Origin of the sequence: Pseudomonas sp. MYb118, assembly GCF_040947875.1 — a bacterium.
GTDB lineage: Bacteria > Pseudomonadota > Gammaproteobacteria > Pseudomonadales > Pseudomonadaceae > Aquipseudomonas.
On sequence record NZ_JBFRXN010000001.1, the window covers coordinates 106,110 to 131,284 of the forward strand.

Genomic DNA, 25,175 nt, shown 5'->3' on the forward strand with positions numbered 1-25,175 from the left:
AGCGGGCTTGCCCGCGATGAGGTCGGTAGCTTCACCACCTATTTTTCAGGATGTCTCAATGCTCCAACTAATCCTCGGCGGCGCCCGCTCCGGCAAAAGCCGCCTGGCCGAAAAACTCGCCGCCGACAGTGCCCTGGCCGTGACCTACATCGCCACCAGCCAACCCCTGGATGGCGAGATGAACGAGCGGGTCGCCCACCACCGCGCCCGGCGCCCGGCCGAATGGGCACTGATCGAAGAGCCGGTTGAGCTTGCCCGCGTCCTGCGTGAAAGCGCCCGGGCCGATTATTGCCTGCTGGTGGATTGCCTGACCCTGTGGATGACCAATCTGCTGATGCTCGACGACCCCCAGCGCCTGACGCAAGAACGCCAGGCGCTGCTCGACTGCCTGGCAGAGCTGCCGGGTGAAATCATTTTTGTCAGCAACGAGACCGGCATGGGTGTCGTGCCGCTGGGCGAGCTGACCCGCCGTTATGTCGATGAAGCCGGTTGGCTGCATCAAGCGCTGGCTGAACGTTGTCAGCGTGTGGTGCTGACCGTCGCCGGCTTGCCCCTGACTTTGAAAGGAACTGCGTTATGACCCAATCCTGGTGGCTGAACCCGTGCAAGCGGATCGACGGCCTGTGCGTCGAACGGGCGCAAGAGCGCCAACAGCAGTTGACCAAACCGGCCGGCTCCCTCGGTCGGCTGGAGTCGCTGGCGGTGCAATTGGCCGGCCTGCAGGGACAGGTCAAGCCGAGCCTGGCTCAGGTGTGGATCGCCATTTTCGCCGGTGACCACGGGGTGGTGGCGGAGGGCGTTTCGGCGTTTCCCCAGGAAGTCACCGGGCAGATGCTGCTCAATTTCGTCAACGGCGGCGCGGCGATCAGCGTGCTGGCGCGTCAGCTTGGCGCTTCGCTGGAAGTGGTCGACCTGGGCACTGTCACATCGACCTTGGACCTGCCGGGCGTGCGCCATTTGCACATCGGCGCCGGCACGGCGAATTTCGCCCAGGGCCCGGCGATGACCCAGGCCCAGGGCGAGCAGGCGTTGCAGGCCGGTCGTGACAGCGCGCTGCGTGCCCTGGCGAGCGGCGCGCAATTGTTCATCGGCGGTGAGATGGGCATTGGCAACACCACGGCAGCCAGTGCGCTGGCCTGCGCCTTGCTCGATTGCCCGGTGGCGCACCTGACCGGTCCTGGCACCGGCCTGGATGCGGCGGGGGTCAGCCACAAGGCGCAGGTCATCGAGCGGGCGCTGGCCCTGCACGCAGCGCAGCGTGGCGATGCCCTGCACACCCTGTTCAACCTCGGCGGTTTCGAGATCGCCGCGCTGGTCGGCGCCTACCTGGCCTGTGCCCAGGAGGGCGTTGCGGTGCTGGTGGACGGCTTCATTTGCAGCGTCGCCGCGTTGCTGGCCGTGCGCCTGAATCCGCAGGTACGCCCGTGGCTGTTGTTCGGTCATCGTGGTGCCGAGCCGGGCCATCGTCACGTGCTCGAAACCCTTGAAGCCGAGCCGGTGCTGGAACTCGGCCTGCGCCTGGGCGAGGGCAGTGGTGCCGCGCTGGCGGTGCCGCTGTTGCGCCTGGCGTGCGAGCTTCACGGGCAAATGGCGACGTTCACCGAAGCGGCCGTGGCGGATCGTCCGGCATGACCCTGCGCCTGGACCTGCTGCGCCACGGCGAGACCGAACTGGGCGGCGGCCTGCGCGGCAGCCTCGACGATGCGTTGACCGACGCCGGCTGGGCGCAGATGCGCGCGGCGGTGATCGAGCAGGGGCCGTGGGATCGGCTGGTCAGCTCGCCGTTGCAGCGCTGTGCGCGCTTTGCCGAGGAACTGGGTGCAAGGCTCGGCTTGCCGGTGCAACTGGACAGCGACCTGCAAGAGCTGCACTTCGGTGCCTGGGAAGGGCAGAGTGCAGCGGCGCTGATGCAGACCGATGCCGAGGGGCTGGGCTTGTTCTGGGCAGACCCGTATTCGTTCACGCCGCCGCAAGGGGAGGCGGTCGCGGACTTCTCCGCGCGGGTGTTGGCCGCTGTTGCCCGGCTGCACGCCGGCCATGCCGGCGAGCGGGTGCTGCTGATCAGTCATGGTGGGGTCATGCGCCTGTTGCTGGCGCAGGCACGCGGATTGCCCCGTGAGCAGTTGCTCAACGTCGAGGTCGGTCACGGAGCGCTGTTTTCCCTGCACGTCGAGACCGGCGTCATCCTCAAGGAAGCGAGCTGAGCATGTTGCCGTTCTGGATCGCCCTGCAATTTCTCAGCAGCCTGCCGATTCGCCTGCCCGGCATGCCGACGCCGCAGGAATCGGGGCGTTCGCTGTTGTTCTATCCGCTGGTGGGCCTGTTGTTCGGCGTGATCCTGTGGGCGCTGAACGGAGTGTTGCTCGGTGCGCCCTTGCTGCTGCATGCGGCGTTGTTGCTGACGGCGTGGGTGCTGCTCAGCGGCGCCCTGCACCTCGACGGCCTGGCGGACAGCGCCGATGCCTGGCTGGGCGGTTTCGGCGATCGCGAGCGTACGCTGACGATCATGAAAGACCCGCGCAGCGGCCCGATTGCGGTGGTGACGCTGGTACTGGTGCTGTTGCTCAAGTTCTGTGCGTTGGTGGCGCTGATCGAGCAGCAACAGATGGTGCTGCTGATCATCGTGCCGTTGATCGGTCGCAGTGCGTTGTTGGGGCTGTTTTTGACGACGCCCTATGTGCGGGCGGGTGGTTTGGGCCAGGCGTTGGCGGATCATCTGCCGCGGTTGGCCGGCAAGCAGGTGTTGGCTGTCAGCGCATTGGCTTGTGTGTTGATTGGCGGGTTCAGTGGGGCGTTTGCCGTGGTGTTGGCGGCGTTGGTGTTTGTCTGGTTGCGGCGGGTGATGCTGCGGCGGCTGGGGGGCACGACGGGGGATACGGCGGGGGCGTTGCTGGAGTTGCTGGAGGTGGTGGTGTTGGTGGGGGTTGTGTTGGTTTGAGAGGTTTGGGGTGGGTGAGATAACCCATCGCGAGCAGGCTCGCTCCCACAGGGGGCCGCTGTACACAGAACAATTGTGGGAGCGAGCCTGCTCGCGATGGGCGCACTGCGGACTTGCCCAGAATCGCGCTCTGCCGGACACTTGTAACTTGATTTAACTCAGTCGCGGGTATATACACGCACCATGCTCGACTCCCAATGTTTATGCATCAACCTGCGTCGCGCCGCCCGTGGCGTCAGCAGGCATTACGACGGCGCTCTGGATGGCTTCGGCATCAACGTCGCCCAGTATTCTTTGCTGTGCAATCTGCAGCGCCTGGATCAGCCGAGCATATCGGTCCTGGCGGAAGCCATGGGTCTGGATCGCAGTACCCTGGGGCGTAATCTGCGGGTGCTGGAGGGCGAAGGGCTGGTCACGCTGGTCGAGGGCGAGGACATGCGCAATCGCATCGTCAAGCTCACCGAGACCGGTGCACAGCGCCTGGTCGCGGCCTTGCCAGCCTGGGAAGCGGCGCAACAACGATTGGTTGATCGCCTGGGTGCCGAAAAACGAGAAACCTTGCTCAAGCTGCTGGACGAACTGGCCTGAGGCCGGTTTTTCCGACTTTAAGCGGGTATATACCCGTGACCGGAGAATAAGAAAATGACATCGATGTGGCGTACTTGCGGATGGGTCCTGCTGGGGAGTGCGATCATTCTCGCGTTGTCCCTGGGCGTGCGGCATGGCTTCGGGCTGTTCCTGGCGCCGATGAGTGCCGAATTCGGCTGGGGCCGGGAAACCTTTGCCTTTGCCATTGCCTTGCAGAACCTGATCTGGGGCCTGGCGCAACCCTTCACCGGCGCGCTGGCCGACCGTTTCGGCGCGGCCAAAGTGGTGCTCATCGGGGGTGTGCTCTACGCAGCGGGCCTGGCGTTGATGGGCCTGTCGGATTCCGCCCTGACCCTGTCGCTCAGTGCCGGCCTGTTGATCGGCATCGGCCTGTCGGGCACCTCGTTCTCGGTGATCCTCGGCGTGGTCGGGCGCGCCGTGCCGCCGGAGAAACGCAGCATGGGCATGGGGATCGCCAGTGCCGCCGGCTCCTTCGGCCAGTTCGCCATGTTGCCCGGCACGCTGGGCTTGATCGGCTGGCTGGGCTGGTCGGCGGCCTTGCTGGTGCTGGGCCTGCTGGTGGCGCTGATCGTGCCGCTGGTGAGCATGCTCAAGGACAAGCCGTTACCGGTGGTCGGCCACGAACAGACGCTCTCCGAAGCGCTGCGCGAAGCCTGTTCGCATTCGGGGTTCTGGCTTCTGGCGTTCGGTTTTTTCGTCTGCGGATTCCAGGTGGTATTCATCGGCGTGCATTTGCCGGCGTACCTGGTGGATCAGCATCTGCCTGCGACGGTCGGCACCACGGTGCTGGCGCTGATCGGCCTGTTCAATATTTTCGGCACCTACACCGCAGGCTGGCTCGGCGGGCGCATGTCCAAGCCGCGCTTGCTCACCGGTCTGTACCTGCTGCGCGCGGTGGTGATCGTGCTGTTCCTGTGGGCGCCGGTGACGACCACCACGGCCTACCTGTTTGGCATGGCGATGGGCTTTTTGTGGCTGTCGACCGTGCCATTGACCAACGGCACCGTGGCGACCTTGTTTGGCGTACGAAATCTGTCCATGCTCGGTGGCATCGTGTTCCTGTTCCATCAGCTGGGTTCGTTCCTGGGCGGCTGGTTGGGCGGGGTGGTGTATGACCGAACCGGGAGCTACGACTTGATCTGGCAGGTAGCGATTCTCTTGAGCCTGATGGCCGCCGCGCTGAACTGGCCGGTGCGCGAGCGCCCGGTGGCGCGTCTGCAAACGCAGATGAGCGCAACATGAACAGCCTCTGGCCGCGGCTTGCCGTGATCGCGGCAGGCATTCTGTTGCTGGCCCTGGTGTGGTGGGGCTGGCAGCAGGGCGGGCTGGCTCTGATGCAATTGGGCATGGGCGCTTGCTAGCACGCCGCGAGGGCGAGTAAGTTCGTTTCAGAAGACTTTGAAGGATGCCTGGACATGTTGACGCGCTGGCTTGCCGTTCCCGCTTTACTGATTGCCTTTACCGGACTGGCGCACGCCGCTGAATGTCCGGAGCTGTTGCAGGGCTCGCTGCCCAAATTGCGCGCCAAGGAGTCCATTGACCTGTGCCAGAGTTTCGCCGGCAAACCGCTGGTGGTGGTCAATACCGCGAGTTTTTGTGGCTTCGCTCCGCAGTTCAAAGGCCTTGAAGCGCTGAACCAGCAATACAAGAGCCAAGGGCTGGAGGTGATTGGCGTCCCTTCCAACGACTTCAAGCAGGAGTCCAAGGATGGCGAGGAAACCGCCAAGGTGTGTTACGTCAACTACGGCGTGACCTTCACCATGACCGAGCCGCAGCCGGTGCGAGGGGATGACGCGACGCATCTGTTCAAGGTGCTGGCGGCGCAGAGCAGCGCGCCGAAGTGGAATTTCTACAAATACGTGGTCGATCGCAAAGGCAAGGTGATCGCCAATTTCTCCAGCCTGACCAAGCCGGATGATCCGGCCTTCATCAGCGCCGTGGAGAAGGCCCTGGCCTCGCAGCCCTGATCGTCACGCATAAAAAAGCCCCGCCTTCGTAAGGAGAGCGGGGCTTTTTTTGTCCCTGTAGGAGCGAGCATGTCGAGGCGTCGAACCGTCGCGATGGTGGCTCAGACACCGCTGGATGTCAGGCACCCAGCGTTATCGTTGACGACCATTACAGGTTCAAGCGTCGACCATCAGAAGCGGTAAGTAGCACCTACACCAAAACCGTTAGCCCAGTTTTCATACTTGGAGCTGTAGGACTGGTTGCGCGGCGCACCGTTGCTGTTGTTGATCTTGACCGATTCTTCGCGCAGGTACGAGTACGCCACGTCGATGGTCAGGTCGTCGGTCGGGCTCCAGCCGGCGCCCAGGCTGAAGATCGTACGGTCGCCAGTCGGGATGCGTGGGGAGCGGTGTTCGTTGTTGGTCGGCGACTGGTCGAAGGACAGGCCGGTACGCAGTACCCATTCCTTGTTCAGCTGGTAGGAAGCACCGATGGCGTGAGCCCAGGTGTCGTGCCAGTCCTGCTCTTCAGTGATGGTACCCAGGCCACGTGCGGCCAGTGCTGCCGGTACGCCGCTGTTCTCGACGGTGATTTCTTTCAGGCGGCTCCAGCGAGTCCAGGTGCTGCCCGCGTAGAGAGTCCATTTGTCATCGAGCTGATGGGTCACGGAGAAGTCGATCGACTCAGGCGTGTCCAGGTCCAGGGACGCGTCGAACTTCTGGTTCGGGTTCTGGCCCAGTCCTGCCAGCAGCGGGTAGCTGACCTTGGTATCACCGTCGAGCTTGTACTTCACTTTCGAGTGGTAGGTCAGGCCGACGCGAGTGCTGTCGGTGGCTTGAACCAGAACGCCGACGTTGAAGCCCAGCGCGGTGTCGTCACCCTTGATTTTGACAGTGCCGTCGGCAAAGCGAGGGTCCAGCGACAGGTTCGATTCCAGCTTGCCGTCGATACGGTTGATGGTCGGGCCGAAACCGATCGACACCTTGTCGTTGAAGGCGTAGCTGATGGTTGGCTGGACGGTGACGATTTTGACTTCGCTCTTGCTGCCGAAGTACTTGCCGGCAAAACCGTTCTCGTAATCGGTTACCAGGCCGAACGGCGCGTAAACGCCCAGGCCGAATGCCCAATGGTCGTCGATTGGCTTGACGTAGTAGCCCATTGGTACGCCCATGAACGGAACCATGTCACCTTTGTTGGTGCCGCGGTTCGGGCTGGAGCTGGCGTCGCTGATGTCGGTGTGGGCGTCGATGAATGCAACACCGCCGGTAACTTGTTCGCGCTTGATGCGCGCCATGCCGGCAGGGTTGCCGAATACGGTGGATGCGTCGTCGGCAGAAGAAGAGCGCCCGGCAAAACCTGTCCCCATCCCGCTGATGCTTTGTTCGTTGAGAGCAAAGCCGCTCGCAAAGATCTGGGTGGATGCGAGGGTTACGGCGAGGCTAAGGGTGGTTTTGAGCATGACTTTTTTCATTATTAGAACTCCTGATGATCACCGGGGCGGAAATTACCAACATTTTCGTCCCGGCGCTATAGGCTGTAACGCTTGAGTTAGAGCGGTTTTGTAGGACAATCCAACCAGATTCACGACATGTTGCGCGATCTTTCGGGGCGGGGTAGATCAGCAGGCGACCTGATTCAGCGGTGAAACACAGGTTTGCCAGGCATAGGTGAAGTCTCTGAGGCGTCCTTGCGGCTGAAAGGTCTGACGCCAGATGCGCGCCATTCCCAACAGATCATTGGCTTCGGGAAGCGGGGTGTTTTGTTCTTCGATCAACAGCCACGCGATGGCGGTGGCGTAACGAAGGTTGACGGTCAATTCCAGGTGCGGGCCACTGAGGAAAGCGTGTTGGCTGGCCAGGCCGCGAACCAGGCTGGCACGCTCCGGATCCAGGGCCAGGTAATGGTCCCAGAGCGCCTGGTGGCGGGGTTCGGCGATTCGATATAGGCCGTGGCCACGGCGGTCATGCAGGGCGGAACCAAGGGCAGACTGGCTGGCGGCGACGCCCAGCAGCAGGGATTCGGCGGTTGCGCTATGGCGCCCAAGGTAGAGCAAGGTCGGACGGATCACATAACGGCACAGTTCGCTGGCAGCGATACCCATAACACCCTCGGAACATGGAAGTGGTCGGCGAGTCCTGAGGGGGTTAGCGTTGGCAGCGGTGGATCGAGACTCAGGCTCGCCGGAAGCGGATCAAGCCGCTTGAGTTGAAGTCTAGTGTCATATTCGCGTTGTAAAGGACTGTTTTTAAAATATTTCCGAACGGCAGTTATAACCGTTATACCGAATGGTACTTACGTGCGGAGAAACACCGGGCAATAAAAAGCCCCGCTTTTGGGGCGGGGCTTTTGCTGATCACTGTAGGAGCGAGCTCGCTCGCGATGGTCGTGAACGATGGCGCGCGCGAGCTGACTTGCGCGGCGTCTGGGCCTGTATCATCGCGAGCAAGCTCGCTCCTGCAGGTGCGGGCGTGTCAGGCGACCAGGGCCTGACGGGTACGCTCGATCACGGCCTGCAGCGGCTCGGCGCTGGAGTATTGATCGGGGTACAGGCGTTCGCTGTGACGAGCGATACCGTGCTCATTGACCAGGGTGAAGCTGAAGCAGCCTTTGCGAGCGGCCATGATCAGGCAGTTCATAGGGGCAAAAGCGTTGGTCAGGGTGCGAATAGCATCTTGTGCGTGGATTTGAGTAGTCATTAAAGGTGTTCCTGCAAGCGACACGGATAAGAACCGTGCAAAATTAAAACGTTCCAGTAACGACGACCACCATTGGTCGAACGAAGAACCCGACTGGAACAAAGCAGCCAGTTTGAAGCGCTGATTAATTTGGCGCGCTTGGGCTGGCAGGTAGGTACTTAGGAGGGCAGGCAACACATCAAGGGCAAAGGTTCTGGGCCCTGGGTGAAGATCCTGATCAATTTGCAGGTTGGTTCGGTCAGAGTAATGGAGCTGCGCAACATCCTTTGTCTTCTGTGCAAAGGCCGTGTTGACGCAAGAATTACCTGGAAACCATCGAGGTGGTCGATCCCGCTTGTTCGGTTGAGCTTTCCTTGGGAAAGGGCAGACCGGGGGGATTTGTTCGACCAGAATTGACTTTCAGCTTGGTACTAACGGCGCGGATACTAATGGATGCCGTGGTGAAAGGGAAGGGGCTCCACCCAAAAAAACGCGTCGAGACGACAATCGTCACGCTCCCCTGCGTCTGCTGCGCAGCGCGCTCGCCCCGAAATGGCTCAAAATCCGACGATCGGTCAGTCACGTTCGTCGGGTCAAGGGGGGCTCAAATCAGGGGTTAGCGCGGCTTATCCCCAGGTTGGGTAACAAAATGCGCCGAAAAAGCGCATCCATATAACCGCCTCGGAGGTACTTGTGCACATAAGTTGCGCAAGCTGTCACCTCTCTGTCACATCACCTTCAAGCGCAATGGCTGCCTGCAGGAAAAATTTAAGTCAATGAAAAACATCGCTTTTTTTTACTGGTGAAAAAATCGTCAGTTTGACTGCGGGCCCCGTCCTACAAGGCTTTGCGCGAGTTCAGGGGCGGTTGTCCACTGAGTTATCCACAGCTTCTGTGGATTGTCCCGAGCGCTTGCTCTAGGACGGGCGTGCCGGGATTTTTTAGACTTTACCTGTAAGAAAAAGAGAGTAGAGTGGCGCGCCTCCGATTTGCCCCACAGTGCTTTATGAAGTTTCGCTCCGTATCAGTTTCTGTCACCTCAAATCCCTCCAGTGTTACCCCGCCCAAGCGCTTCTCGATGCGTGTGGCCGAATGGTTGCTCGACAGCCCTCGCCTGGGTGAAAACACCAACGTCAAACATTTTGCCGGGCGCTTGCTCAAGCAACCGGCCCGCGAGGGCGTGGTCGCCGCGCAGAGCCGTCTCGGCCAACTGATGTGCCGCGAGTGCGGCAATGCCAGGGATCGGCGTATCGGCCAGGATCTCCTGCGCCAGGCAGCCCGGGCCGGTGATCGCCGCGCTCAGAAGGAACTGGGGCTGATCGAAGACTGAGCTGTCCAAGACCACAGGCCTTGGTTAACCTTCAGTTTTTATCGAGTGGGCAGGAATGGGAATGGCGATGGACGTGACCAGCGTGTTGCTGGGGCTGGCAGGGGCGGCGTTGCCGTTGATGGCACTGGCCTGGCAACTACAGCGTCGAGCGAGTCATTCGCAGTCGGACGTCGCCCTGCTTGAAGAACGGCTGGCCATGGCGCAACTGGCCCAGAACGGCCTGAATGCCCAGCTCGAAAACTGTCGCGACGAAATCGCCGATCTGGGGCAGGCCAACACGGCCCGGCAAGCCGACCTCGCCGCGCTGCGCCGTGAAGTCGAACTGCTGCAAATCGAGCGGGACGACGCCCGTGACGCCGCCCATGCCTGGAACATCGAACGCGCCGGCAAAGAGGCCGAGCTGCGGCGCCTGGACGCCCAGGCCGCCTCCCTGACCGCCGAGTTGCGCGAGCAACAGGAAAGCCATCAGCAACGCCTCACCGATCTGCAAGGCTCGCGGGACGAATTGCGTGCGCAGTTCGCCGAGCTGGCCGGCAAGATCTTCGATGAACGCGAGCAGCGCTTTGCCGAGTCCAGCCAGCAACGCCTGGGGCAGTTGCTCGACCCGTTGAAGGAGCGCATCCAGTCGTTTGAAAAGCGCGTCGAGGAAAGCTATCAGGCGGAAGCCCGCGAGCGTTTTTCCCTGGCCAAGGAGCTGGAGCGGCTGCAACAGTTGAACCTGCGCCTGAGTGACGAAGCCACCAACCTGACCCGTGCCCTCAAGGGGCAGAAGACCCAGGGCAACTGGGGTGAGCTGATTCTTGAGCGGGTGCTTGAACACGCAGGCCTGGAGAAGGGCCGCGAGTACCAGACCCAGGTCAACCTCAAGGGGCCTGACGGCGAGCGTTTCCAGCCGGACGTGATCATCTACCTGCCCGGCGACAAGCAGGTGGTGGTCGATTCCAAGGTCAGTCTCACCGCCTATCAGCAGTTCGTCGCGGCTGAAGACGATGGCATCGCCCAGATCGCCATCAAATCGCACGTGCAGTCGCTGCGCAGCCACGTCAAAGGCCTGGCCGGCAAGGACTACAAGCGTCTGGATGGCTTGCACAGCCTGGATTTCGTCTTGTTGTTCGTGCCCATCGAAGCGGCGTTTTCCGCCGCGCTGCAAGCCGAGCCGAGCCTGTTCCAGGAGGCGTTCGACCGCAACATCGTGATCGTCAGCCCGACCACCTTGCTGGCGACCCTGCGGGTCATCGACAGCCTGTGGAAGCAGGAGCGCCAGAGCCAGAACGCCCGGGAAATCGCCGAGCGGGCAGGGTGGCTGTACGACAAGTTCGTGCTGTTCATCCAGGATCTGGATGAGGTTGGCAACCGTCTGCAGCAGTTGGACAAGGCCTACAGTTCAGCGCGCAACAAGCTGACAGAAGGTCGCGGCAATCTGGTCAGTCGCAGCGAGCAACTCAAGTTGCTCGGGGCGCGGGCAAGCAAAAGCCTGCCGGCGGATCTGCTGGAGCGGGCGATGACGGATGTCGATGGGTTGGTCGAGTTGCCGGAATAAACACTGTCCCTGTAGGAGCGAGCTCGCTCGCGATGACGGTGGATCAGGCGACACCGTTATCGACTGACCTGCGCCCATCGCGAGCAAGCTCGCTCCTACAGGATCGAAGTCACAGGGGTAAATGCCGGCTCAACAAGGCGCGCAGCGCCGCCGGTTTGACCGGTTTGGCCAGGTAATCCAGGCCCGCCGCATGCACCTGCGCCACCGTCTCCGGGTGGCCGTCGGCGCTGATCACCACGCCTGGCACCGGTTCGCCCAGGCGGGTACGCAACCAGGCCATCAAGTCGGTCCCGGTCTCGCCATCGTCCAGGTGGTAATCCACCAGCGCCAGTTGCGGGCGTATGCCGCTGACCAGCAGCGCCGTGCATTCGTCGCGGTTGCGTGCGGTCCAGACCTGGCAACCCCAACGGGTCAACAGGCTGTTCATGCCGATCAGGATGCTGTCTTCGTTGTCCACGCACAGCACCTGTGCGCCGCTCAGGTGCTTGCCGTTGAGTTCGCTGGCATTGACCGGCGCAACCACCGGCGCCTTGGCCAGCGGCACGCTGACACTGAACACACTGCCGCGCCCCAGCCAGGAGCGCACTTGCAGCGTATGGCCAAGCACCCGGCACAAGCCGTCGGCAATCGCCAGGCCCAGGCCCAGACCTTTTTCCGCGCGGGTCTGGTGGCTGTCGAGGCGTTTGAACTCTTCGAAGATCACTTTCAGCTTGTCTTCGGCAATCCCCGGCCCGCGGTCCCAGACTTCCAGGCACAGCTCGCCGTTGCGGCGGCGAACCCCCAGCAACACCGGGCCTCTGGCGTAGCGGAAGGCATTGGTGAGGAAGTTCTGCAGGATCCGGCGCAACAGTTTGATGTCGCTGTCGACCCGCAGGTCGCTGCCGCGCACCCGGAACTTGAGCCCTTGATCGCGTGCCAGCGCCTTGAATTCGGCACCGAGGATGTCGAACAGCTCATTGAGCACGAACGGCTTGGGGTCCGGGTTGATCTTGCCGTTTTCCAGGCGGGAAATGTCCAGCAGGTCGCTGATCAGGTCTTCGGCCGAACGCAGCGACGAATCCAGGTGCTGCACCAGTTTCTGCGCTTCGCTGGACAGCCCGTCTTCCTGGTGGGAGAGGGCGGCGGAGAACAGTCGTGCGGCGTTCAGCGGCTGCATCAGGTCGTGGCTGACCGCCGCGAGGAAGCGGGTTTTCGACTGGTTGGCCGACTCGGCGGTGCCCTTCGCTTCGGTCAGGGCGACGTTGAGCTGCGACAGCTCGTGGGTCCGCTCTGTCACGCGGCGCTCCAGGCCTTCGTTGGCTTCGGTCAGGGCCTGCTCGGCTTCGCGGAACGCGGTGATGTCGGTGAAACTCATGACGAAGCCACCGCCCGGCATCGGATTGCCGATCAGCTCGATCACCCGGCCGTTGGGGAACAGCCGCTCGGAGGTGTGGGCACGGCCCTGGCGCATCCAGTGCAGACGACGGGCGACGTGCACTTCCGCTTCACCGGGGCCGCACAGACCGCGCTCGGCGTTGTAGCGGATGATGTCGGCGATCGGTCGGCCGACGCTGATCAGGCCGTCCGGGTAGTTGAACAGCTCCAGATAGCGCCGGTTCCACGCCACCAGGCGCAACGACTGGTCGACCACGCTGATGCCCTGGGTGATGTTCTCGATGGCGCCTTGCAGCAGGGCGCGGTTGAATTGCAGCACTTCGGAGGCTTCGTCGGCGATCCGCACGACATCCTCGAGCTGCATTTCCCGACCTTCGATGGCGGCTTTGACCACCGCCCGCGTCGAAGAGGCGCCCAGCACGCCGGCCAGCAGGCGTTCGGTGTGGGCGATCCATTCGCCGTCGGCGTTCTGGTTCGGGTTGAACCCCTTGCCCTGGCGGTAGGCGAAACGAATGAAACTCTGACGGGCGCGCTCCTCACCGACAAAGCGGGCCGCCAGTTGCAGCAGGTCGTCGATTTGCACCGCCAGCATCGAGCGGGCGCTGGGCCGGGCACTGATTTCCTGGCCGATGAAACGACCTGCCTGCCAGTGCTCCGAAACCCGTGTCCGCGACAGCACCGAGACCCAGGCAAACAGGGTGAAGTTACCGGCCAGCGACAGCACCACGCCTTGGGTTAGGGGGGTGATCGGCAGGTTCAGCGGGTTGCTGTGCAGCCAGGCCAGGCCCGGGAAGCTGTTCAGCGACAAACCCAGGCTGTGGGCGGCAATCGGCAGGATCAACGTGTAGAACCACAGGAATGTACCGGCGGCGAGGCCGGCGAATACGCCCCGGCGGTTCGCCTGTTTCCAGTACAACGCGCCGAGCATGGCGGGAGCCAGTTGGGTCACGGCGGCGAAGGCGATCTGGCCGATGGTCGCCAGGCTTGCGGTGGAGCCCAGCAGGCGGTAGCTGACGTAGGCCAGCAGCAGAATCACCACGATGCTGACGCGCCGTACCGAGAGCATCCACTGACGGAACACTTCGAACGGCCGCTCGGCGTTGTTGCGGCGCAGCAGCCATGGCAACAGCATGTCGTTGGACACCATGGTCGATAGCGCCACGCTGGCGACGATCACCATGCCGGTCGCCGCCGAAGCGCCACCGATGAAGGCCAGCATCGCCAGCGCAGGATGGGCCTGGGCCAGCGGCAGGCTGATGACGAACGAGTCCGGTATCACCGAGCTGGGCAGCATCATCTGGCCGGCGAGTGCAATGGGTACGACGAACAAGGCGGCCAGCGCCAGGTAGGTCGGAAATACCCACTTGGCCAGGCGCAGGTCCTGAGGGTCGATGTTCTCCACCACGGTCACGTGGAATTGCCGTGGCAGGCAGATGATCGCCATCATCGCCACGCCGGTCTGCACCACCATCGACGGCCAGTTGATGGTTTCCTTCCAGTATTCCTCCAGGCGCGGGGCGAGCATGGCCTGGTCGAACAGATCGTCGAAACCGTCGTACAGCCCGTAGGTCACGAACGCACCGACGGCGAGAAAGGCGAACAGCTTGACCAGCGACTCGAAGGCAATCGCCAGCACCATGCCGCGGTGGTGCTCTGTGGCGTCGAGGTTGCGGGTACCGAACACAATGGTGAACAGCGCCAGCACCAGCGAGACGATCAGGGCGGTGTCCTGGGCGCGGGTGCCCTGGGCGTCGGCGCCGGCACCGATCAGCAGGTTCACGCCGAGCACGATGCCCTTGAGCTGCAAGGCGATGTAGGGCAGCACGCCCACCAGGCAGATCAGCGCGATGACAATCGCCAGTGACTGGGATTTGCCGTAGCGGGCGGCGATGAAGTCGGCGATCGAGGTGATGTTTTCCTGTTTGCTGATCATCACCATCTTCTGCAGGACCCACGGCGCGCAGACCAGCAGCAGGATGGGGCCCAGGTAGATCGGCAGGAACGACCAGAGTTGTTCGGCCGCCTGGCCAACGGCGCCGAAGAAGGTCCAGCTGGTGCAATACACCGCCAGCGACAGGCTGTACACCCAGGCGCGCACCCGCGGCGGCAGCGGCGTACTGCGTCGGTCACCGTAGAAGGCGATAGCGAACATGATGGCCATATAGGCCAGGGCAACGGCGGCAATCAGCCCGCTGGACAACGACATGGAAACTCCAGACAAAAGACACCCGGGGCTTGTGCCCGGACAGACAGTCTCGCACGACCGTCTGCGTTAGTCAGTGTCGACCAAGGTCGTGGCGTGGCGGGGTGTCGCATGGGTTTTCAGCTGGATTTGCGGTGGCTGAGCTGGCCTCTTCGCGAGCAGGCTCGCTCCCACAGGGATTTTGTGAACACTGAAGATCCAGTGTGGGAGCGAGCCTGCTCGCGATGGCGGTGTTACTGACTCAACGCGATCTCGACCAACCCCTGCAACTCCCCAACCTCCAGCGGCGTCGCGCAAAACAGGATACGGAACACCGAAGGCGCCACCACCAGGTTGATCAAGTGATCCACGCCGGGTTTGGGCTGATCGGGGTAGCGGTCGAGGATCGCCTGCAACTGCCCGGCGATGATGGTCGCGCAGCAGCCGGGCGTCGGGCTGGCCTGTATGTCGCGCAGCATGTTGCGGCCCGGTTCCGAGCTCATTTCATCCAGGTACTGCTCCGCCCATGCCTGCACGTCGCTGTGCAGACTGCCGGTGCTGGCCGGTTCGCTGTCGGGCTGCATGCGGGCCAGGGCGACGTCCGCCAGCAACGCCGCCAGATCACCCCAGCGGCGGTAGATGGTCGACGGCGTCACCCCTGCGCGCGTGGCGATCTGCGGCACGGTGACGCTGGCGCGATCCTGCTCGGTCAGGAGCGCGCGCACCGCCGAATGGATCGACTCCTGGACCCGGGCACTGCGTCCACCCGGGCGTAAACCTTCTTTAATAGCCATGCATCGGACCTTAACACAAAGAATTTGCTTTAAGCTGCATCGAGTAGCACACTCCGCAAAAGCAAAAAATTAGCTTTTGCGGAGTGTGCACATGTCGAACTCAATTTCCAAACGCTCGAGCCTGGGTTTTCTGGCGATCACTTTACTCAGTTTTCTCGCCGCTTCCACGGCGCCGACGCCCTTGTATCACTTGTACCAGGAGCAATTGCAGTTTTCCGCGGCGACCCTGACCCTGATTTTTGGTGTGTACGCCATGAGCCTTCTGGTGGCACTGCTGACGGTGGGTTCGCTCTCGGATTACCTGGGGCGCAAGCCGGTGATTTTCACGGCGGTGTTGCTCAACATGCTGGCCATGCTGCTGTTCATCAGCGCCGACAGCGTGGCATGGCTGATCAGTGCTCGCGTGCTCCAGGGCTTTGCCACCGGCATGGCGACGGCGTCCCTGGGCGCGGCATTGCTGGACACCGATAAACAACAGGGCCCGCTGGTCAACAGCGTGGCGCCGCTGTTGGGGATGGCGGCCGGGGCCATGGGCTGTGGCTTGCTGGCCGAGTTCGCCCCGCTGCCGTTGCAACTGACATTCTGGGTGCTGCTGGGGCTCTTCGCATGGCAGGCGCTGTATGTCTGGCGCCTTCCGGAAAGCGTCAGTCGGCAGCCCGGAGCGTTGGCGTCGCTGGCGCCCACCCTGCATGTGCCGGTCCAGGCCCGGCGCACCTTGTACCTGGTGTTGCCCATCAACACGGCGGCCTGGGCGCTGGGTGGATTCTTCGCCTCCCTCGCGCCTTCGCTGGTCCGCACCGCCACCGGCTCGACCTCCAATCTGATTGGCGGTGCGACGGTTGCCGCCTTGACCGTGACCGGGGCGGTGATGATCTTCACCTTGCGCAATCGTCCTGCCGACAAGGTCTTGCGGCTCGGTGCCAGCGTGCTGCCTGTCGGCGTGGCGGCCATATTGCTGGGCGTGCACAGCGCCAGCCTGCCGCTGTTTTTCATCGGTACGCTGATTGCCGGTTGTGGGTTCGGTGCCAGTTTTCTCGGCACGCTGCGCACCGTGGTGCCTTTGGCGTTGCCCCATGAGCGCGCCGGGTTGATGTCCGCCTACTATGCCCTCAGCTACCTGGCGTTCTGCCTGCCTTCGCTGCTGGCGGGGAACCTGACGCGTACCTTCGGCCTGGTCAGCACCACCGATGGCTATGCGGCGGTGTTGATCATTCTGGCGGTGGGTGCGCTGCTGGCGTTGCTGCGCCAGCGACCTGCCCAGGCGTGCAGCGCTGCCGGGCACCCGTGAGTATTTTGCAGCCGGGCTGCGCAGCCCGGCAGCGGATCAGGTTAGTCTTGGCGGCGCCATTCATTCGACGGACCGCCCATGAACATCATTCGCAGCAAAAGCTTCACCGCCGATCGTCCCTGGGGCGCGCTGGACATCGCCAACATGAATGGCATCACCACGCGCCTGCACTGGACAGACCAGCCGTACAAATGGCACGTGAACGACGGCCAGGAAGTGTTTGTCGTGCTCGATGGCCAGGTGCAGATGCGCTATCGCGAAGACGGCCTGGAGAAAACGGTGTTGCTGGAGGTGGGCGATATCTTTTATGCGTCGGTGGGGACAGAGCACGTGGCGCGCCCGCTGGGTGTCGCCAGGGTGCTGGTGATCGAGTCGGAAGGCAGTGTCTAGCGCTATATCGGCAAACTCGATAACAGTTAGAGATATTACCCGTTATATAGATATTCGATTTGGATCTACCATGGGCTCCACCTCATCAGAGGACAGGAGTTCGCCATGACTTGCCCCAACGCCGTCACCCCCGGCTTCAAACCTTTCAGTCATTTGCAGCACCCCCGCGACGTGATTCGCCATTTCACCCCGAACTGGTTCGCCGCCACCATGGGCACCGGTGTCCTGGCCCTGGCGCTGGCGCAACTGCCCGTTGCCGTGCCGGGCCTGCACTCACTCGCCGAAGCCCTCTGGCTGTTGAACATTTTTCTGTTCACCCTGTTCACGGTGCTCTACGCCGCGCGCTGGGTATTGTTTTTCGACGAGGCGCGGCGAATCTTCGGCCATTCCACCGTCTCGATGTTTTTCGGCACCATCCCCATGGGGCTGGCGACCATCATCAACGGTTGCCTGGTGTTCGGTTTGCCGCGCTGGGGCGACGGCATGATCGAGGTCGCCGGCTTGCTGTGGTGGCTGGACGTGGCGATGTCCGTGGCCTGTGGTGTGCTGATTCCTTACATGATGTTCACCCGCCAGGAACACAGCATCGACCAGATGACCGCGGTCTGGCTGTTGCCGGTAGTGGCCGCCGAGGTGGCCGCGGCCAGTGGTGGCCTGTTGGCGCCACACCTGACCGGCGCCCATGGGCAACTGGTGGTGCTGGTGACCAGTTACGTACTGTGGGCGTTTTCCCTGCCGGTCGCCCTGAGCATCCTGACGATCCTGCTGCTGCGCATGGCCCTGCACAAACTGCCCCACGAGAACATGGCCGCGTCGAGCTGGCTGGCGCTCGGTCCGATCGGCACCGGGGCGCTGGGCATGCTGGTGCTGGGCAATGACGCGCCGGCCATCTTCGCCGCCAACGGCATGCCGGGCGTCGGTGAAATCGCCGCAGGCCTGGGGTTGGTGGCGGGCATTACGCTGTGGGGCTTCGGGTTGTGGTGGATGCTCATCGCCTTCCTGATCACCTGCCGTTACTTGAGCTCGGGCATTCCGTTCAACCTGGGCTGGTGGGGCTTCACCTTTCCACTGGGTGTGTATTCGCTGGCCACGTTGAAACTGGCCAGCCATCTGGACCTGATGTTCTTCAGTGTCTTTGGCTGTGCGTTGGTGGCCTTGCTGGCGGTGATGTGGCTGATTGTGTCCAAGCGCACCGTGCAGGGCGCATGGCGTGGCGAGCTGTTTGTCTCGCCCTGCATTGCAGGTTTGAAGAAATAACCGGCCAGGATTAGGTAAGGTGTGGCCTGGATCGACGTTCGGCATTCCAATAATGAAATCCAGGCCACTCGCTACCTAAACCAGGGATACACGGAAGATGAGTCACCCCTCACAGTTCACCTTGCTGCGTACACGGCGTTTCCTGCCGTTTTTCCTGACCCAGTCCCTCGGGGCATTCAACGACAACGTGTTCAAACAGTCGTTGATCCTCGCCATCCTGTACAAGTTGACCATCGAGGGTGACCGTTCGATCTGGGTCAACCTGTGCGCGCTGCTGTTCATCCTGCCGTTCTTTCTGTTCTCGGCGTTGGCCGGGCAGTTTGGCGAGAAGTTCGCCAAGGACGCCTTGATCCGTCTGATCAAGCTCGGGGAAATCGCGATCATGGTCGTGGGGGCGGTGGGCTTCGTCTTCGATCATCTGGCGCTGATGCTGGTGGCCTTGTTCGCCATGGGCACCCATTCGGCGCTGTTCGGTCCGGTCAAATACTCGATCCTGCCCCAGGCCCTGCACGAAGAAGAGCTGGTGGGCGGCAACGGCCTGGTGGAGATGGGCACTTTCCTGGCGATTCTCGCCGGAACCATCGGCGCCGGGATCATGATGTCGTCCGCCCACTACGCGCCCATCGTGTCCACGGCGATCATCGGCATCGCGGTGCTGGGTTACCTGGCCAGTCGCGGCATCCCGCGGGCCGCGGCCTCGTCACCCGAGATGCGCCTGAACTGGAACATTTTCAGCCAGTCCTGGGCCACCCTGAAACTCGGCCTGGGACAAACGCCGGCGGTGTCGCGCTCGATTGTCGGCAACTCGTGGTTCTGGTTCGTCGGAGCCATTTACCTGACGCAAATCCCGGCCTACGCCAAGGAGTGGATGCACGGCGACGAAACCGTGGTGACGCTGATCCTCACCGTGTTCTCGGTCGGTATCGCCCTCGGTTCGCTGCTGTGCGAGAAGCTCTCCGGGCGCAAGGTCGAGATCGGCCTGGTGCCTTTCGGCTCGTTCGGCCTGACCGTGTTCGGCCTGCTGCTGTGGTGGCATTCCGGCGGGATCCCCGAGAGCGCCAGCGGCCATGGCTGGATCGAGATCCTCGGCTTCACCCACACCTGGCTGGTGCTGACCGACATTCTCGGCCTGGGGATTTTCGGCGGTTTCTACATTGTGCCGCTGTATGCGCTGATCCAGTCGCGCACTCCGGAGCACGAGCGGGCGCGGGTGATTGCCGCCAACAACATTCTCAATGCGCTGTTCATGGTGGTCTCGGCGATTGTCTCGATCGTCTTGCTGAGCCTGGCCAAGCTGTCGATCCCGCACCTGTTCCTGGTGGTCTCGCTGCTGAACATTGGCGTCAATGCCTACATATTCAAGATCGTGCCCGAGTTCACCATGCGTTTCATGATCTGGCTGCTCAGCCACTCCATGTACCGGGTGGAGCACCGCAACCTCGAGGCGATCCCCGAAGAAGGCGCGGCGTTGCTGGTGTGCAACCACGTGTCGTTCGTCGATGCGTTGCTGATCGGCGGCGCGGTGCGTCGGCCGATTCGCTTTGTGATGTACTACAAGATCTACAACTTGCCCGTGCTGAATTTCATCTTCCGCACCGCCGGGACCATTCCGATCGCTGGGCGCCACGAAGACATCCAGATCTACGAAAAGGCCTTCACGCGTATCGCGCAATACCTGAAAGACGGCGAGCTGGTGTGCATTTTCCCTGAAGGAAAACTGACCGCCGATGGCGAAATCAACGAGTTCAAGGGTGGCCTGACGCGGATTCTCGAAGAAACGCCCGTGCCGGTGATTCCATTGGCATTGCAGGGGTTGTGGGGGAGTTTCTTCAGTCGCGATCCGGCCAAGGGCATTTTCCGGCGCCTGTGGTCGCGGGTGACGCTGGTGGCCGGACCGGCGGTGGCGGTCGAAGCGGCACAGCCTGACAGCCTGCGCGGTTTGGTCGGCGAGTTGCGCGGTACGCTGCGCTGATGCTTGCCAGGGCTGGCGCCGATGGCGGCCAGCCCGGTTCAGCCGGCCATTGTCAGTCGGTTGCGGCCTTCGCGCTTGGCCACATACAGCGCGCTGTCAGCCCGTCGCAGCAGGCTTTCGGCTGACTCGCCCGGCAGAAGGGTCGAACAGCCGAGGCTGACCGTCAGCTCGATCAGGTGGCCGTCGGCGATAAAATCCTGGTTCTGCGCGCATACCCGCAGTCGTTCACCCACCAGGGCGGCCGCCTCGCGACCGGTGTTGGACAGCAGGATCAGAAACTCTTCGCCACCGAAGCGGAACACCATGTCGACGTTGCGCAACTGGCTCTTGATCGCCGCAGCCACGGCGCGCAGTACGTCATCGCCGGCACTGTGGCCGTGGGTGTCATTGATCTGCTTGAAATGGTCGATGTCGAGCATCAGCAGCGACAAGGGCTGCAAGTGCCGGCGGGACATGTCGATTTCCCGTTGCAGCGTCTGGTCCATGGCAATCCGGTTGCCGGTGTCCGTCAGTGGATCGCGCAGGGCGCTTTGGGTGGCCGCACGATAGAGCAGGGCATTGCGCATCGGGTACAGCAGAGCGGAGAGCAACGACTCGAGGTTGCCCAGCTCCTGCTCGCTGAAGCGCTGATTGCGGCGGAACACCAGTTCGCCCAGGTGCTCGCCTTCATGGCTGAGGCTGTAGCTGATCGAATGGTGGCCGCGCAGGCCGAATTCCAGGCGCAGGTCGCTGGCCTTGTGCTCATAGCTCAAGGCATCCAGCGGCACGAGCCGATGAACTTCGCGGAAAAACGTATCGAGAATGCGTTGCGGCTCAAGACTGGTCTGCAACTGCTGATTCAGCTGGTGGCGTACTTGCGCGAGGCTGAGCGGTCGCTTGAGAAGCGGCGGTTGTTGACCAAAGCCCAGGCGTTGCAATTTGGCGGTGTCGAAGTCAATTGCGTTGGTCTGGGAGGGTGATTTCATATGGCGTGCGCCCTTGAGCAGTAAGGCTGTCTTACAAGCTGGGTGAGGGCGGCTTGGGGCTGCGCGTCGTACTGATCCATCAGTCCCGTAGGACATTTCGCACAAGTTTAGTAGGTCGAGTGCCGTGACGGGAATTCGCCACGGCACAAAAGCGACGCACGGTTATTGGGCGTTGAACGCCTGACCGTTGATGCCGGTGCTGTCCGGGCCCATCAGATAGAGGTAGACCGGCATGATCTCCTCGGGTGTCGGGTTGTTCAGCGGGTTTTCCCCTGGGTAGGCCTGAGCGCGCATGCTGGTGCGGGTGGCACCCGGGTTGATGCTGTTGGAGCGCACCGGCGCCACGGTATCGACTTCGTCCGCGAGGGTTTGCATCAGCCCTTCGGTGGCGAACTTCGACACGCCGTAGGCGCCCCAGTACGCGCGGCCCTTGCGCCCGACGCTGCTGGAGGTGAACACCACCGAGGCGTCCTGCGACAGCTTGAGCAGCGGCAGCAGGGTGCTGGTGAGCATGAACATGGCGTTGACGTTGACCTGCATGACGCGCATGAAGTTCTCGCCGGACAACTGCTCGATCGGCGTGCGCGGGCCAATGATCGAGGCGTTGTGCAGCAAGCCGTCGAGACGGCCGAATTCGCTTTCGATCATCGCCGCCAACTCATCGTATTGATGGGGCTGGGCGGTTTCCAGGTTGAACGGGATCACGGCGGGCTGTGGATGCCCGGCCGCTTCGATGTCGTCATAGACCTGGGTCAGGTTGGCCTCGGTCTTGCCCAGCAACAGTACGGTGGCGCCATGGGCAGCGTAGGCCTTGGCGGCGGCGGCACCGATGCCACGACCGGCACCGGTCACCAGGATGATGCGGCCCTGAAGCAGATCGGGGCGGGCGGAGTAATCAAACATAAAGAACCTCAACAAAAAGTCTTCAGGGCGCGGCTATCCCTGTGGGAGCGAGCCTGCTCGCGAAAGGAGATATGACCCGACAAAAAAATTGTGACTGGCATGGCCCCATCGCGAGCAGGCTCGCTCCCACATTGTTACTGCGCTGTTCAGCACCCACACAACGCACTATCAAGCACCTTGCGCAGCTCCAACGGATGGTCAATGACCACGTCCGCACCCCAATGCCGCGGGTTGTCGTCCGGGTGAATGTAGCCATAGGTCACCGCCACCGTGCGGGTGCCGGCATCGCGGCCGGACTCGATGTCGCGTAGGTCATCGCCGACGAACAGTACGCTGGCCGGGTCCAGGTCGAGCATCTTGCACGCCAGGATCAGCGGCTCGGGGTCAGGCTTGCTGTTCTTCACGTGATCCGGGCAGATCAGCAGCGCCGAACGCTCGGCCAGGCCCAGTTGCTGCATGATCGGCTCGGCGAATCGCACCGGCTTGTTGGTGACCACGCCCCAGATCAGGTTGGCTTTCTCGATATCGGCCAGCACTTCGGGCATGCCGTCGAACAGCTTGCTGTGAACCGCGCAGCCTTTGAGGTAGCGCTCGAGGAATTCCTGGCGCAGTTCTTCGAAGCCTGGTGATTCCGGGTCCATGGAGAACGTCACGGCGACCATGGCCTTGGCGCCACCGGAGATCTCGTCGCGAATGTGCTTGTCATTGATCGGCGGCAAGCCGCGATCGGCGCGCATGGCCTGACAGATCGCGATGAAGTCCGGGGCGGTGTCGAGCAGGGTGCCGTCCATGTCGAAAAGGACTGCTCTGATACGCATCGGTTTACTCCTCGCGCAGGGTCTGGATCATGTAGTTGACGTCCACGTCGGGCGCCAGTTTGTAGTGCTTGGTCAGCGGGTTGTACGTCAGGCCGATGATGTCCTTGACGGTCAGGCCGGCCATGCGGCTCCAGGCACCCAGTTCGGAAGGGCGAATGAATTTCTTGAAGTCGTGGGTGCCGCGCGGCAGCAGCTTCATGATGTATTCGGCGCCGACGATGGCGAACAGGTACGCCTTCGGGTTGCGGTTGATGGTGGAGAAGAACACCTGGCCGCCCGGTTTGACCATCTTGAAGCAGGCGCGAATGACCGACGAAGGGTCCGGTACGTGCTCGAGCATTTCCAGGCAGGTCACCACGTCGAACTGCCCGGGCATTTCTTCGGCCAGGGCTTCGGCGGTGATCTGCCGGTATTCGACCTGTACGCCAGATTCCAGCTGATGCAGTTGCGCAACGGCCAACGGCGCTTCGCCCATGTCGATACCGGTCACGGTGGCGCCGCGCTGGGCCATGGCTTCGCTGAGGATGCCGCCGCCGCAACCGACGTCGAGCACCTTCTTGCCGGCCAGGTTGACCCGCTCGTCAATCCAGTTGACCCGCAGCGGGTTGATGTCGTGCAGCGGTTTGAACTCGCTTTCGCGGTCCCACCAGCGATGGGCCAGGGCTTCGAATTTGGCGATTTCGGCGTAGTCGACGTTACTCATGGTTGATCCTCTGAAACTTGAAAAATCCTGTTGCCCCGGCACTGGCCGGGGGACTTACGATTCGTTGTGACCGCTGATGCGCTGGCCCCAGGCCCTGGCGGTGGCGGCCAGTTGCGCTTCATCGAGGCGCGTCAGTCGGCGGTCTTCGAGCAATGGCTTGCCGGCCACCCACAGGTGCTTCACGCAGTCGCGGCCGGTGGCATATATAAGCTGCGACACCGGGTCATAGACCGGTTGCTGCGCCAGGCCAGACAGGTCGAACGCGACCAGGTCGGCCATCTTGCCGATTTCCAGCGAGCCCACGTCCGCTTCGATGCCCAGGGCGCGGGCACCGTTCAGCGTGGCCATGCGCAGGGCGCGGTGGGCGTCGAGCGCGGTGGCCGAGCCGGCAACGGCCTTGGCGAGCAGGGCGGCGGTGCGGGTTTCGCCGAGCAGGTCCAGGTCATTGTTGCTGGCGGCGCCATCGGTGCCCACCGCCACATTGACGCCAGCCTGCCACAACCGCTCCACCGGGCAGAAACCACTGGCCAGCTTCAGGTTCGATTCCGGGCAATGCACCACCGTGGTGTTGCTTTCTACCAGCATCTCCAGGTCTTCATCGCTGATCTGAGTCATGTGCACGGCCTGAAAACGCGGCCCCAGCAGACCCAGTCGCGCCAATCGGGCCAGCGGGCGTTCGCCGCGCTGCTCCACGGCCTGCTGCACTTCGAAGGCGGTTTCGTGCACGTGCATGTGAATCGAGGCGTCCAGTTCTTCGGCGATTACCCGGATTTTCTCGAGGTTTTCGTCGCCCACGGTATAGGGCGCGTGCGGGCCGAAGGTGACTTTGATGCGGTCGTGGTGCTTGAGATCGTTGAACAGTTCGACGCCCTGACGAATGGCTTCATCGGCGTTGCTCGCCCCTGGAATGGGGAAGTCGAGGATCGGAATGGCGATCTGCGCGCGAATGCCGCTGTTATGTACGCGTTCGCTGGCAACCTTCGGGAAGAAATACATGTCAGAGAAACAGGTGATGCCACCTTTGATCTGTTCGGCGATGGCAAGGTCGGTGCCATCGCGTACAAAGGCTTCATCGACCCATTTGGCCTCGGCCGGCCAGATGTGGTTTTCCAGCCAGGTCATCAGCGGCAGGTCATCGGCCAGGCCGCGGAACAGGGTCATCGCCGCATGCCCGTGGGCATTGATCAGGCCCGGGCTGAGCAGCATGTCCGGCAATTCACGGACTTCGCGGGCTTGGAGTTTCAGCGCCGCGGCGCGGGGGCCGATAAAGACGATACGCCCGTCGCGGATGCCCAGGGCATGCTCCTTGAGGACAACGCCAGCGGGTTCGACGGGTACCAGCCAGGTCGGCAGCAACAGCAGGTCGAGCGCAGCGGCAGTGTTCGGCATCGAGGGTCGGTTCCAGTACTTTTGTAAAAGATGGCGAAGTATACCCGAGCGTCTTCGCGGGGGGATCGCTATAATCGGCGGCTTTTGTTCATGAGTGCGGG

At 62.5% G+C, this 25,175-nt stretch carries 24 protein-coding genes; 14 read left to right on the forward strand and 10 right to left on the reverse strand.

Annotation, left to right across the window (positions count from 1 at the left end; translation table 11 throughout):
• The first annotated feature begins 58 nt into the window (after positions 1-58).
• The 8 genes from cobU to ABVN20_RS00570 all read left to right on the forward strand — a co-directional run bounded on the left by cobU (position 59) and on the right by ABVN20_RS00570 (position 5,514).
• Positions 59-580: a bifunctional adenosylcobinamide kinase/adenosylcobinamide-phosphate guanylyltransferase gene (cobU, locus tag ABVN20_RS00535; RefSeq protein ID WP_368553204.1), complete on the forward strand. Its 522-nt coding sequence runs from the start codon at positions 59-61 to the stop codon at positions 578-580.
• Positions 577-1,632 (forward strand): nicotinate-nucleotide--dimethylbenzimidazole phosphoribosyltransferase, encoded by a 1,056-nt coding sequence (gene cobT / locus ABVN20_RS00540; protein WP_368553206.1) that lies wholly within the window; start codon positions 577-579, stop codon positions 1,630-1,632. Before cobU ends, cobT begins: the two co-directional genes overlap by 4 nt.
• Positions 1,629-2,204, forward strand: coding sequence for an alpha-ribazole phosphatase family protein (gene cobC / locus ABVN20_RS00545; protein WP_368553207.1), 576 nt, complete (start codon positions 1,629-1,631; stop codon positions 2,202-2,204). Before cobT ends, cobC begins: the two co-directional genes overlap by 4 nt.
• A gap of 2 nt (positions 2,205-2,206) precedes the next feature.
• Positions 2,207-2,938 (forward strand): adenosylcobinamide-GDP ribazoletransferase, encoded by a 732-nt coding sequence (locus tag ABVN20_RS00550; protein WP_368553209.1) that lies wholly within the window; start codon positions 2,207-2,209, stop codon positions 2,936-2,938.
• A gap of 183 nt (positions 2,939-3,121) precedes the next feature.
• Positions 3,122-3,526 carry a MarR family winged helix-turn-helix transcriptional regulator gene (locus ABVN20_RS00555; RefSeq protein WP_368553211.1) on the forward strand — a complete coding sequence of 135 codons (405 nt, stop codon included), beginning with the start codon at positions 3,122-3,124 and terminating at the stop codon, positions 3,524-3,526.
• A 54-nt stretch (positions 3,527-3,580) separates the two neighbouring features.
• Positions 3,581-4,789, forward strand: coding sequence for an MFS transporter (locus tag ABVN20_RS00560; protein ID WP_368553213.1), 1,209 nt, complete (start codon positions 3,581-3,583; stop codon positions 4,787-4,789).
• Positions 4,786-4,908 (forward strand): hypothetical protein, encoded by a 123-nt coding sequence (locus tag ABVN20_RS00565; RefSeq protein ID WP_368553214.1) that lies wholly within the window; start codon positions 4,786-4,788, stop codon positions 4,906-4,908. The genes ABVN20_RS00560 and ABVN20_RS00565 overlap by 4 nt, the downstream gene beginning before the upstream one ends.
• Positions 4,909-4,962: 54 nt before the next feature.
• Entirely contained in the window at positions 4,963-5,514 is a 552-nt protein-coding gene (locus ABVN20_RS00570; RefSeq protein WP_368553216.1) for a glutathione peroxidase, read from the forward strand.
• 170 nt (positions 5,515-5,684) lie between these two features.
• On the opposite strand, the gene ABVN20_RS00575 is transcribed toward ABVN20_RS00570, so the two are convergent.
• The 3 genes from ABVN20_RS00575 to ABVN20_RS00585 all read right to left on the reverse strand — a co-directional run bounded on the left by ABVN20_RS00575 (position 5,685) and on the right by ABVN20_RS00585 (position 8,190).
• Positions 5,685-6,965: an OmpP1/FadL family transporter gene (locus tag ABVN20_RS00575; protein ID WP_368553218.1), complete on the reverse strand. Its 1,281-nt coding sequence runs from the start codon at positions 6,963-6,965 to the stop codon at positions 5,685-5,687.
• Between the two features lie 147 nt (positions 6,966-7,112).
• The gene (locus ABVN20_RS00580) at positions 7,113-7,595 is read right to left on the reverse strand and encodes a hypothetical protein (RefSeq protein WP_368553220.1); all 483 of its coding nucleotides are present in this window, start codon (positions 7,593-7,595) and stop codon (positions 7,113-7,115) included.
• A 370-nt stretch (positions 7,596-7,965) separates the two neighbouring features.
• On the reverse strand, positions 7,966-8,190 hold the full coding sequence (locus ABVN20_RS00585) for a hypothetical protein (RefSeq protein ID WP_130908481.1): 225 nt from the start codon (positions 8,188-8,190) through the stop codon (positions 7,966-7,968).
• A 985-nt stretch (positions 8,191-9,175) separates the two neighbouring features.
• Here ABVN20_RS00585 and ABVN20_RS00590 point away from each other — a divergent pair.
• Positions 9,176-9,499: a sel1 repeat family protein gene (locus tag ABVN20_RS00590; RefSeq protein ID WP_368553222.1), complete on the forward strand. Its 324-nt coding sequence runs from the start codon at positions 9,176-9,178 to the stop codon at positions 9,497-9,499.
• 175 nt (positions 9,500-9,674) lie between these two features.
• Positions 9,675-11,039: a DNA recombination protein RmuC gene (rmuC, locus tag ABVN20_RS00595; RefSeq protein WP_368554538.1), complete on the forward strand. Its 1,365-nt coding sequence runs from the start codon at positions 9,675-9,677 to the stop codon at positions 11,037-11,039.
• A gap of 109 nt (positions 11,040-11,148) precedes the next feature.
• Here rmuC and ABVN20_RS00600 read toward each other — a convergent pair whose 3' ends face one another.
• Together ABVN20_RS00600 and ABVN20_RS00605 are read right to left on the reverse strand one after the other, a co-directional pair.
• Positions 11,149-14,619 (reverse strand): NahK/ErcS family hybrid sensor histidine kinase/response regulator, encoded by a 3,471-nt coding sequence (locus tag ABVN20_RS00600; protein ID WP_368553224.1) that lies wholly within the window; start codon positions 14,617-14,619, stop codon positions 11,149-11,151.
• Between the two features lie 230 nt (positions 14,620-14,849).
• Positions 14,850-15,389 carry a TetR/AcrR family transcriptional regulator gene (locus ABVN20_RS00605; protein WP_368553226.1) on the reverse strand — a complete coding sequence of 180 codons (540 nt, stop codon included), beginning with the start codon at positions 15,387-15,389 and terminating at the stop codon, positions 14,850-14,852.
• Positions 15,390-15,480: 91 nt separating this feature from the next.
• On the opposite strand from ABVN20_RS00605, the gene ABVN20_RS00610 reads away from it, so the two are divergent.
• From ABVN20_RS00610 to ABVN20_RS00625, 4 genes are all read left to right on the forward strand, one after another.
• Positions 15,481-16,677 (forward strand): MFS transporter, encoded by a 1,197-nt coding sequence (locus tag ABVN20_RS00610; RefSeq protein WP_368553227.1) that lies wholly within the window; start codon positions 15,481-15,483, stop codon positions 16,675-16,677.
• Positions 16,678-16,755: 78 nt separating this feature from the next.
• Complete coding sequence (locus tag ABVN20_RS00615) at positions 16,756-17,067, forward strand: cupin domain-containing protein (protein WP_368553229.1); 312 nt, start codon at positions 16,756-16,758, stop codon at positions 17,065-17,067.
• A gap of 105 nt (positions 17,068-17,172) precedes the next feature.
• Positions 17,173-18,324: a TDT family transporter gene (locus ABVN20_RS00620; protein WP_368553231.1), complete on the forward strand. Its 1,152-nt coding sequence runs from the start codon at positions 17,173-17,175 to the stop codon at positions 18,322-18,324.
• 97 nt (positions 18,325-18,421) lie between these two features.
• Positions 18,422-20,296 carry an MFS transporter gene (locus tag ABVN20_RS00625; RefSeq protein ID WP_368553233.1) on the forward strand — a complete coding sequence of 625 codons (1,875 nt, stop codon included), beginning with the start codon at positions 18,422-18,424 and terminating at the stop codon, positions 20,294-20,296.
• A gap of 38 nt (positions 20,297-20,334) precedes the next feature.
• Here the strand turns inward: ABVN20_RS00625 and ABVN20_RS00630 are convergent, their stop codons facing one another.
• From ABVN20_RS00630 to ABVN20_RS00650, 5 genes are all read right to left on the reverse strand, one after another.
• Positions 20,335-21,261 (reverse strand): GGDEF domain-containing protein, encoded by a 927-nt coding sequence (locus tag ABVN20_RS00630; RefSeq protein ID WP_368553235.1) that lies wholly within the window; start codon positions 21,259-21,261, stop codon positions 20,335-20,337.
• Positions 21,262-21,423: 162 nt separating this feature from the next.
• Positions 21,424-22,164, reverse strand: coding sequence for a YciK family oxidoreductase (locus ABVN20_RS00635; RefSeq protein ID WP_368553237.1), 741 nt, complete (start codon positions 22,162-22,164; stop codon positions 21,424-21,426).
• A gap of 146 nt (positions 22,165-22,310) precedes the next feature.
• Positions 22,311-22,982, reverse strand: coding sequence for an N-acetylmuramic acid 6-phosphate phosphatase MupP (gene mupP / locus ABVN20_RS00640; RefSeq protein ID WP_368553239.1), 672 nt, complete (start codon positions 22,980-22,982; stop codon positions 22,311-22,313).
• Positions 22,983-22,986: 4 nt separating this feature from the next.
• Entirely contained in the window at positions 22,987-23,685 is a 699-nt protein-coding gene (gene ubiG / locus ABVN20_RS00645) for a bifunctional 2-polyprenyl-6-hydroxyphenol methylase/3-demethylubiquinol 3-O-methyltransferase UbiG (RefSeq protein ID WP_368553240.1), read from the reverse strand.
• A 54-nt stretch (positions 23,686-23,739) separates the two neighbouring features.
• Positions 23,740-25,074, reverse strand: coding sequence for a TRZ/ATZ family hydrolase (locus ABVN20_RS00650; protein WP_368553242.1), 1,335 nt, complete (start codon positions 25,072-25,074; stop codon positions 23,740-23,742).
• Between the last annotated feature and the right edge of the window lie 101 nt (positions 25,075-25,175).

Excerpts from the sequence above, each read along its gene's own strand:
- cobU (WP_368553204.1), top strand. The coding sequence starts at position 59 with ATGCTCCAACTAATCCTCGGCGGCGCCCGCTCCGGCAAAAGCCGCCTG.
- cobT (WP_368553206.1), top strand. The coding sequence starts at position 577 with ATGACCCAATCCTGGTGGCTGAACCCGTGCAAGCGGATCGACGGCCTG.
- cobC (WP_368553207.1), top strand. The coding sequence starts at position 1,629 with ATGACCCTGCGCCTGGACCTGCTGCGCCACGGCGAGACCGAACTGGGC.
- ABVN20_RS00550 (WP_368553209.1), top strand. The coding sequence starts at position 2,207 with ATGTTGCCGTTCTGGATCGCCCTGCAATTTCTCAGCAGCCTGCCGATT.
- ABVN20_RS00555 (WP_368553211.1), top strand. The coding sequence starts at position 3,122 with ATGCTCGACTCCCAATGTTTATGCATCAACCTGCGTCGCGCCGCCCGT.
- ABVN20_RS00560 (WP_368553213.1), top strand. The coding sequence starts at position 3,581 with ATGACATCGATGTGGCGTACTTGCGGATGGGTCCTGCTGGGGAGTGCG.
- ABVN20_RS00565 (WP_368553214.1), top strand. The coding sequence starts at position 4,786 with ATGAACAGCCTCTGGCCGCGGCTTGCCGTGATCGCGGCAGGCATTCTG.
- ABVN20_RS00570 (WP_368553216.1), top strand. The coding sequence starts at position 4,963 with ATGTTGACGCGCTGGCTTGCCGTTCCCGCTTTACTGATTGCCTTTACC.
- ABVN20_RS00575 (WP_368553218.1), bottom strand. The coding sequence starts at position 6,965 with ATGAAAAAAGTCATGCTCAAAACCACCCTTAGCCTCGCCGTAACCCTC.
- ABVN20_RS00580 (WP_368553220.1), bottom strand. The coding sequence starts at position 7,595 with ATGGGTATCGCTGCCAGCGAACTGTGCCGTTATGTGATCCGTCCGACC.
- ABVN20_RS00585 (WP_130908481.1), bottom strand. The coding sequence starts at position 8,190 with ATGACTACTCAAATCCACGCACAAGATGCTATTCGCACCCTGACCAAC.
- ABVN20_RS00590 (WP_368553222.1), top strand. The coding sequence starts at position 9,176 with ATGAAGTTTCGCTCCGTATCAGTTTCTGTCACCTCAAATCCCTCCAGT.
- ABVN20_RS00600 (WP_368553224.1), bottom strand. The coding sequence starts at position 14,619 with ATGTCGTTGTCCAGCGGGCTGATTGCCGCCGTTGCCCTGGCCTATATG.
- ABVN20_RS00605 (WP_368553226.1), bottom strand. The coding sequence starts at position 15,389 with ATGGCTATTAAAGAAGGTTTACGCCCGGGTGGACGCAGTGCCCGGGTC.
- ABVN20_RS00610 (WP_368553227.1), top strand. The coding sequence starts at position 15,481 with ATGTCGAACTCAATTTCCAAACGCTCGAGCCTGGGTTTTCTGGCGATC.
- ABVN20_RS00615 (WP_368553229.1), top strand. The coding sequence starts at position 16,756 with ATGAACATCATTCGCAGCAAAAGCTTCACCGCCGATCGTCCCTGGGGC.
- ABVN20_RS00620 (WP_368553231.1), top strand. The coding sequence starts at position 17,173 with ATGACTTGCCCCAACGCCGTCACCCCCGGCTTCAAACCTTTCAGTCAT.
- ABVN20_RS00625 (WP_368553233.1), top strand. The coding sequence starts at position 18,422 with ATGAGTCACCCCTCACAGTTCACCTTGCTGCGTACACGGCGTTTCCTG.
- ABVN20_RS00630 (WP_368553235.1), bottom strand. The coding sequence starts at position 21,261 with ATGAAATCACCCTCCCAGACCAACGCAATTGACTTCGACACCGCCAAA.
- ABVN20_RS00635 (WP_368553237.1), bottom strand. The coding sequence starts at position 22,164 with ATGTTTGATTACTCCGCCCGCCCCGATCTGCTTCAGGGCCGCATCATC.
- mupP (WP_368553239.1), bottom strand. The coding sequence starts at position 22,982 with ATGCGTATCAGAGCAGTCCTTTTCGACATGGACGGCACCCTGCTCGAC.
- ubiG (WP_368553240.1), bottom strand. The coding sequence starts at position 23,685 with ATGAGTAACGTCGACTACGCCGAAATCGCCAAATTCGAAGCCCTGGCC.
- ABVN20_RS00650 (WP_368553242.1), bottom strand. The coding sequence starts at position 25,074 with ATGCCGAACACTGCCGCTGCGCTCGACCTGCTGTTGCTGCCGACCTGG.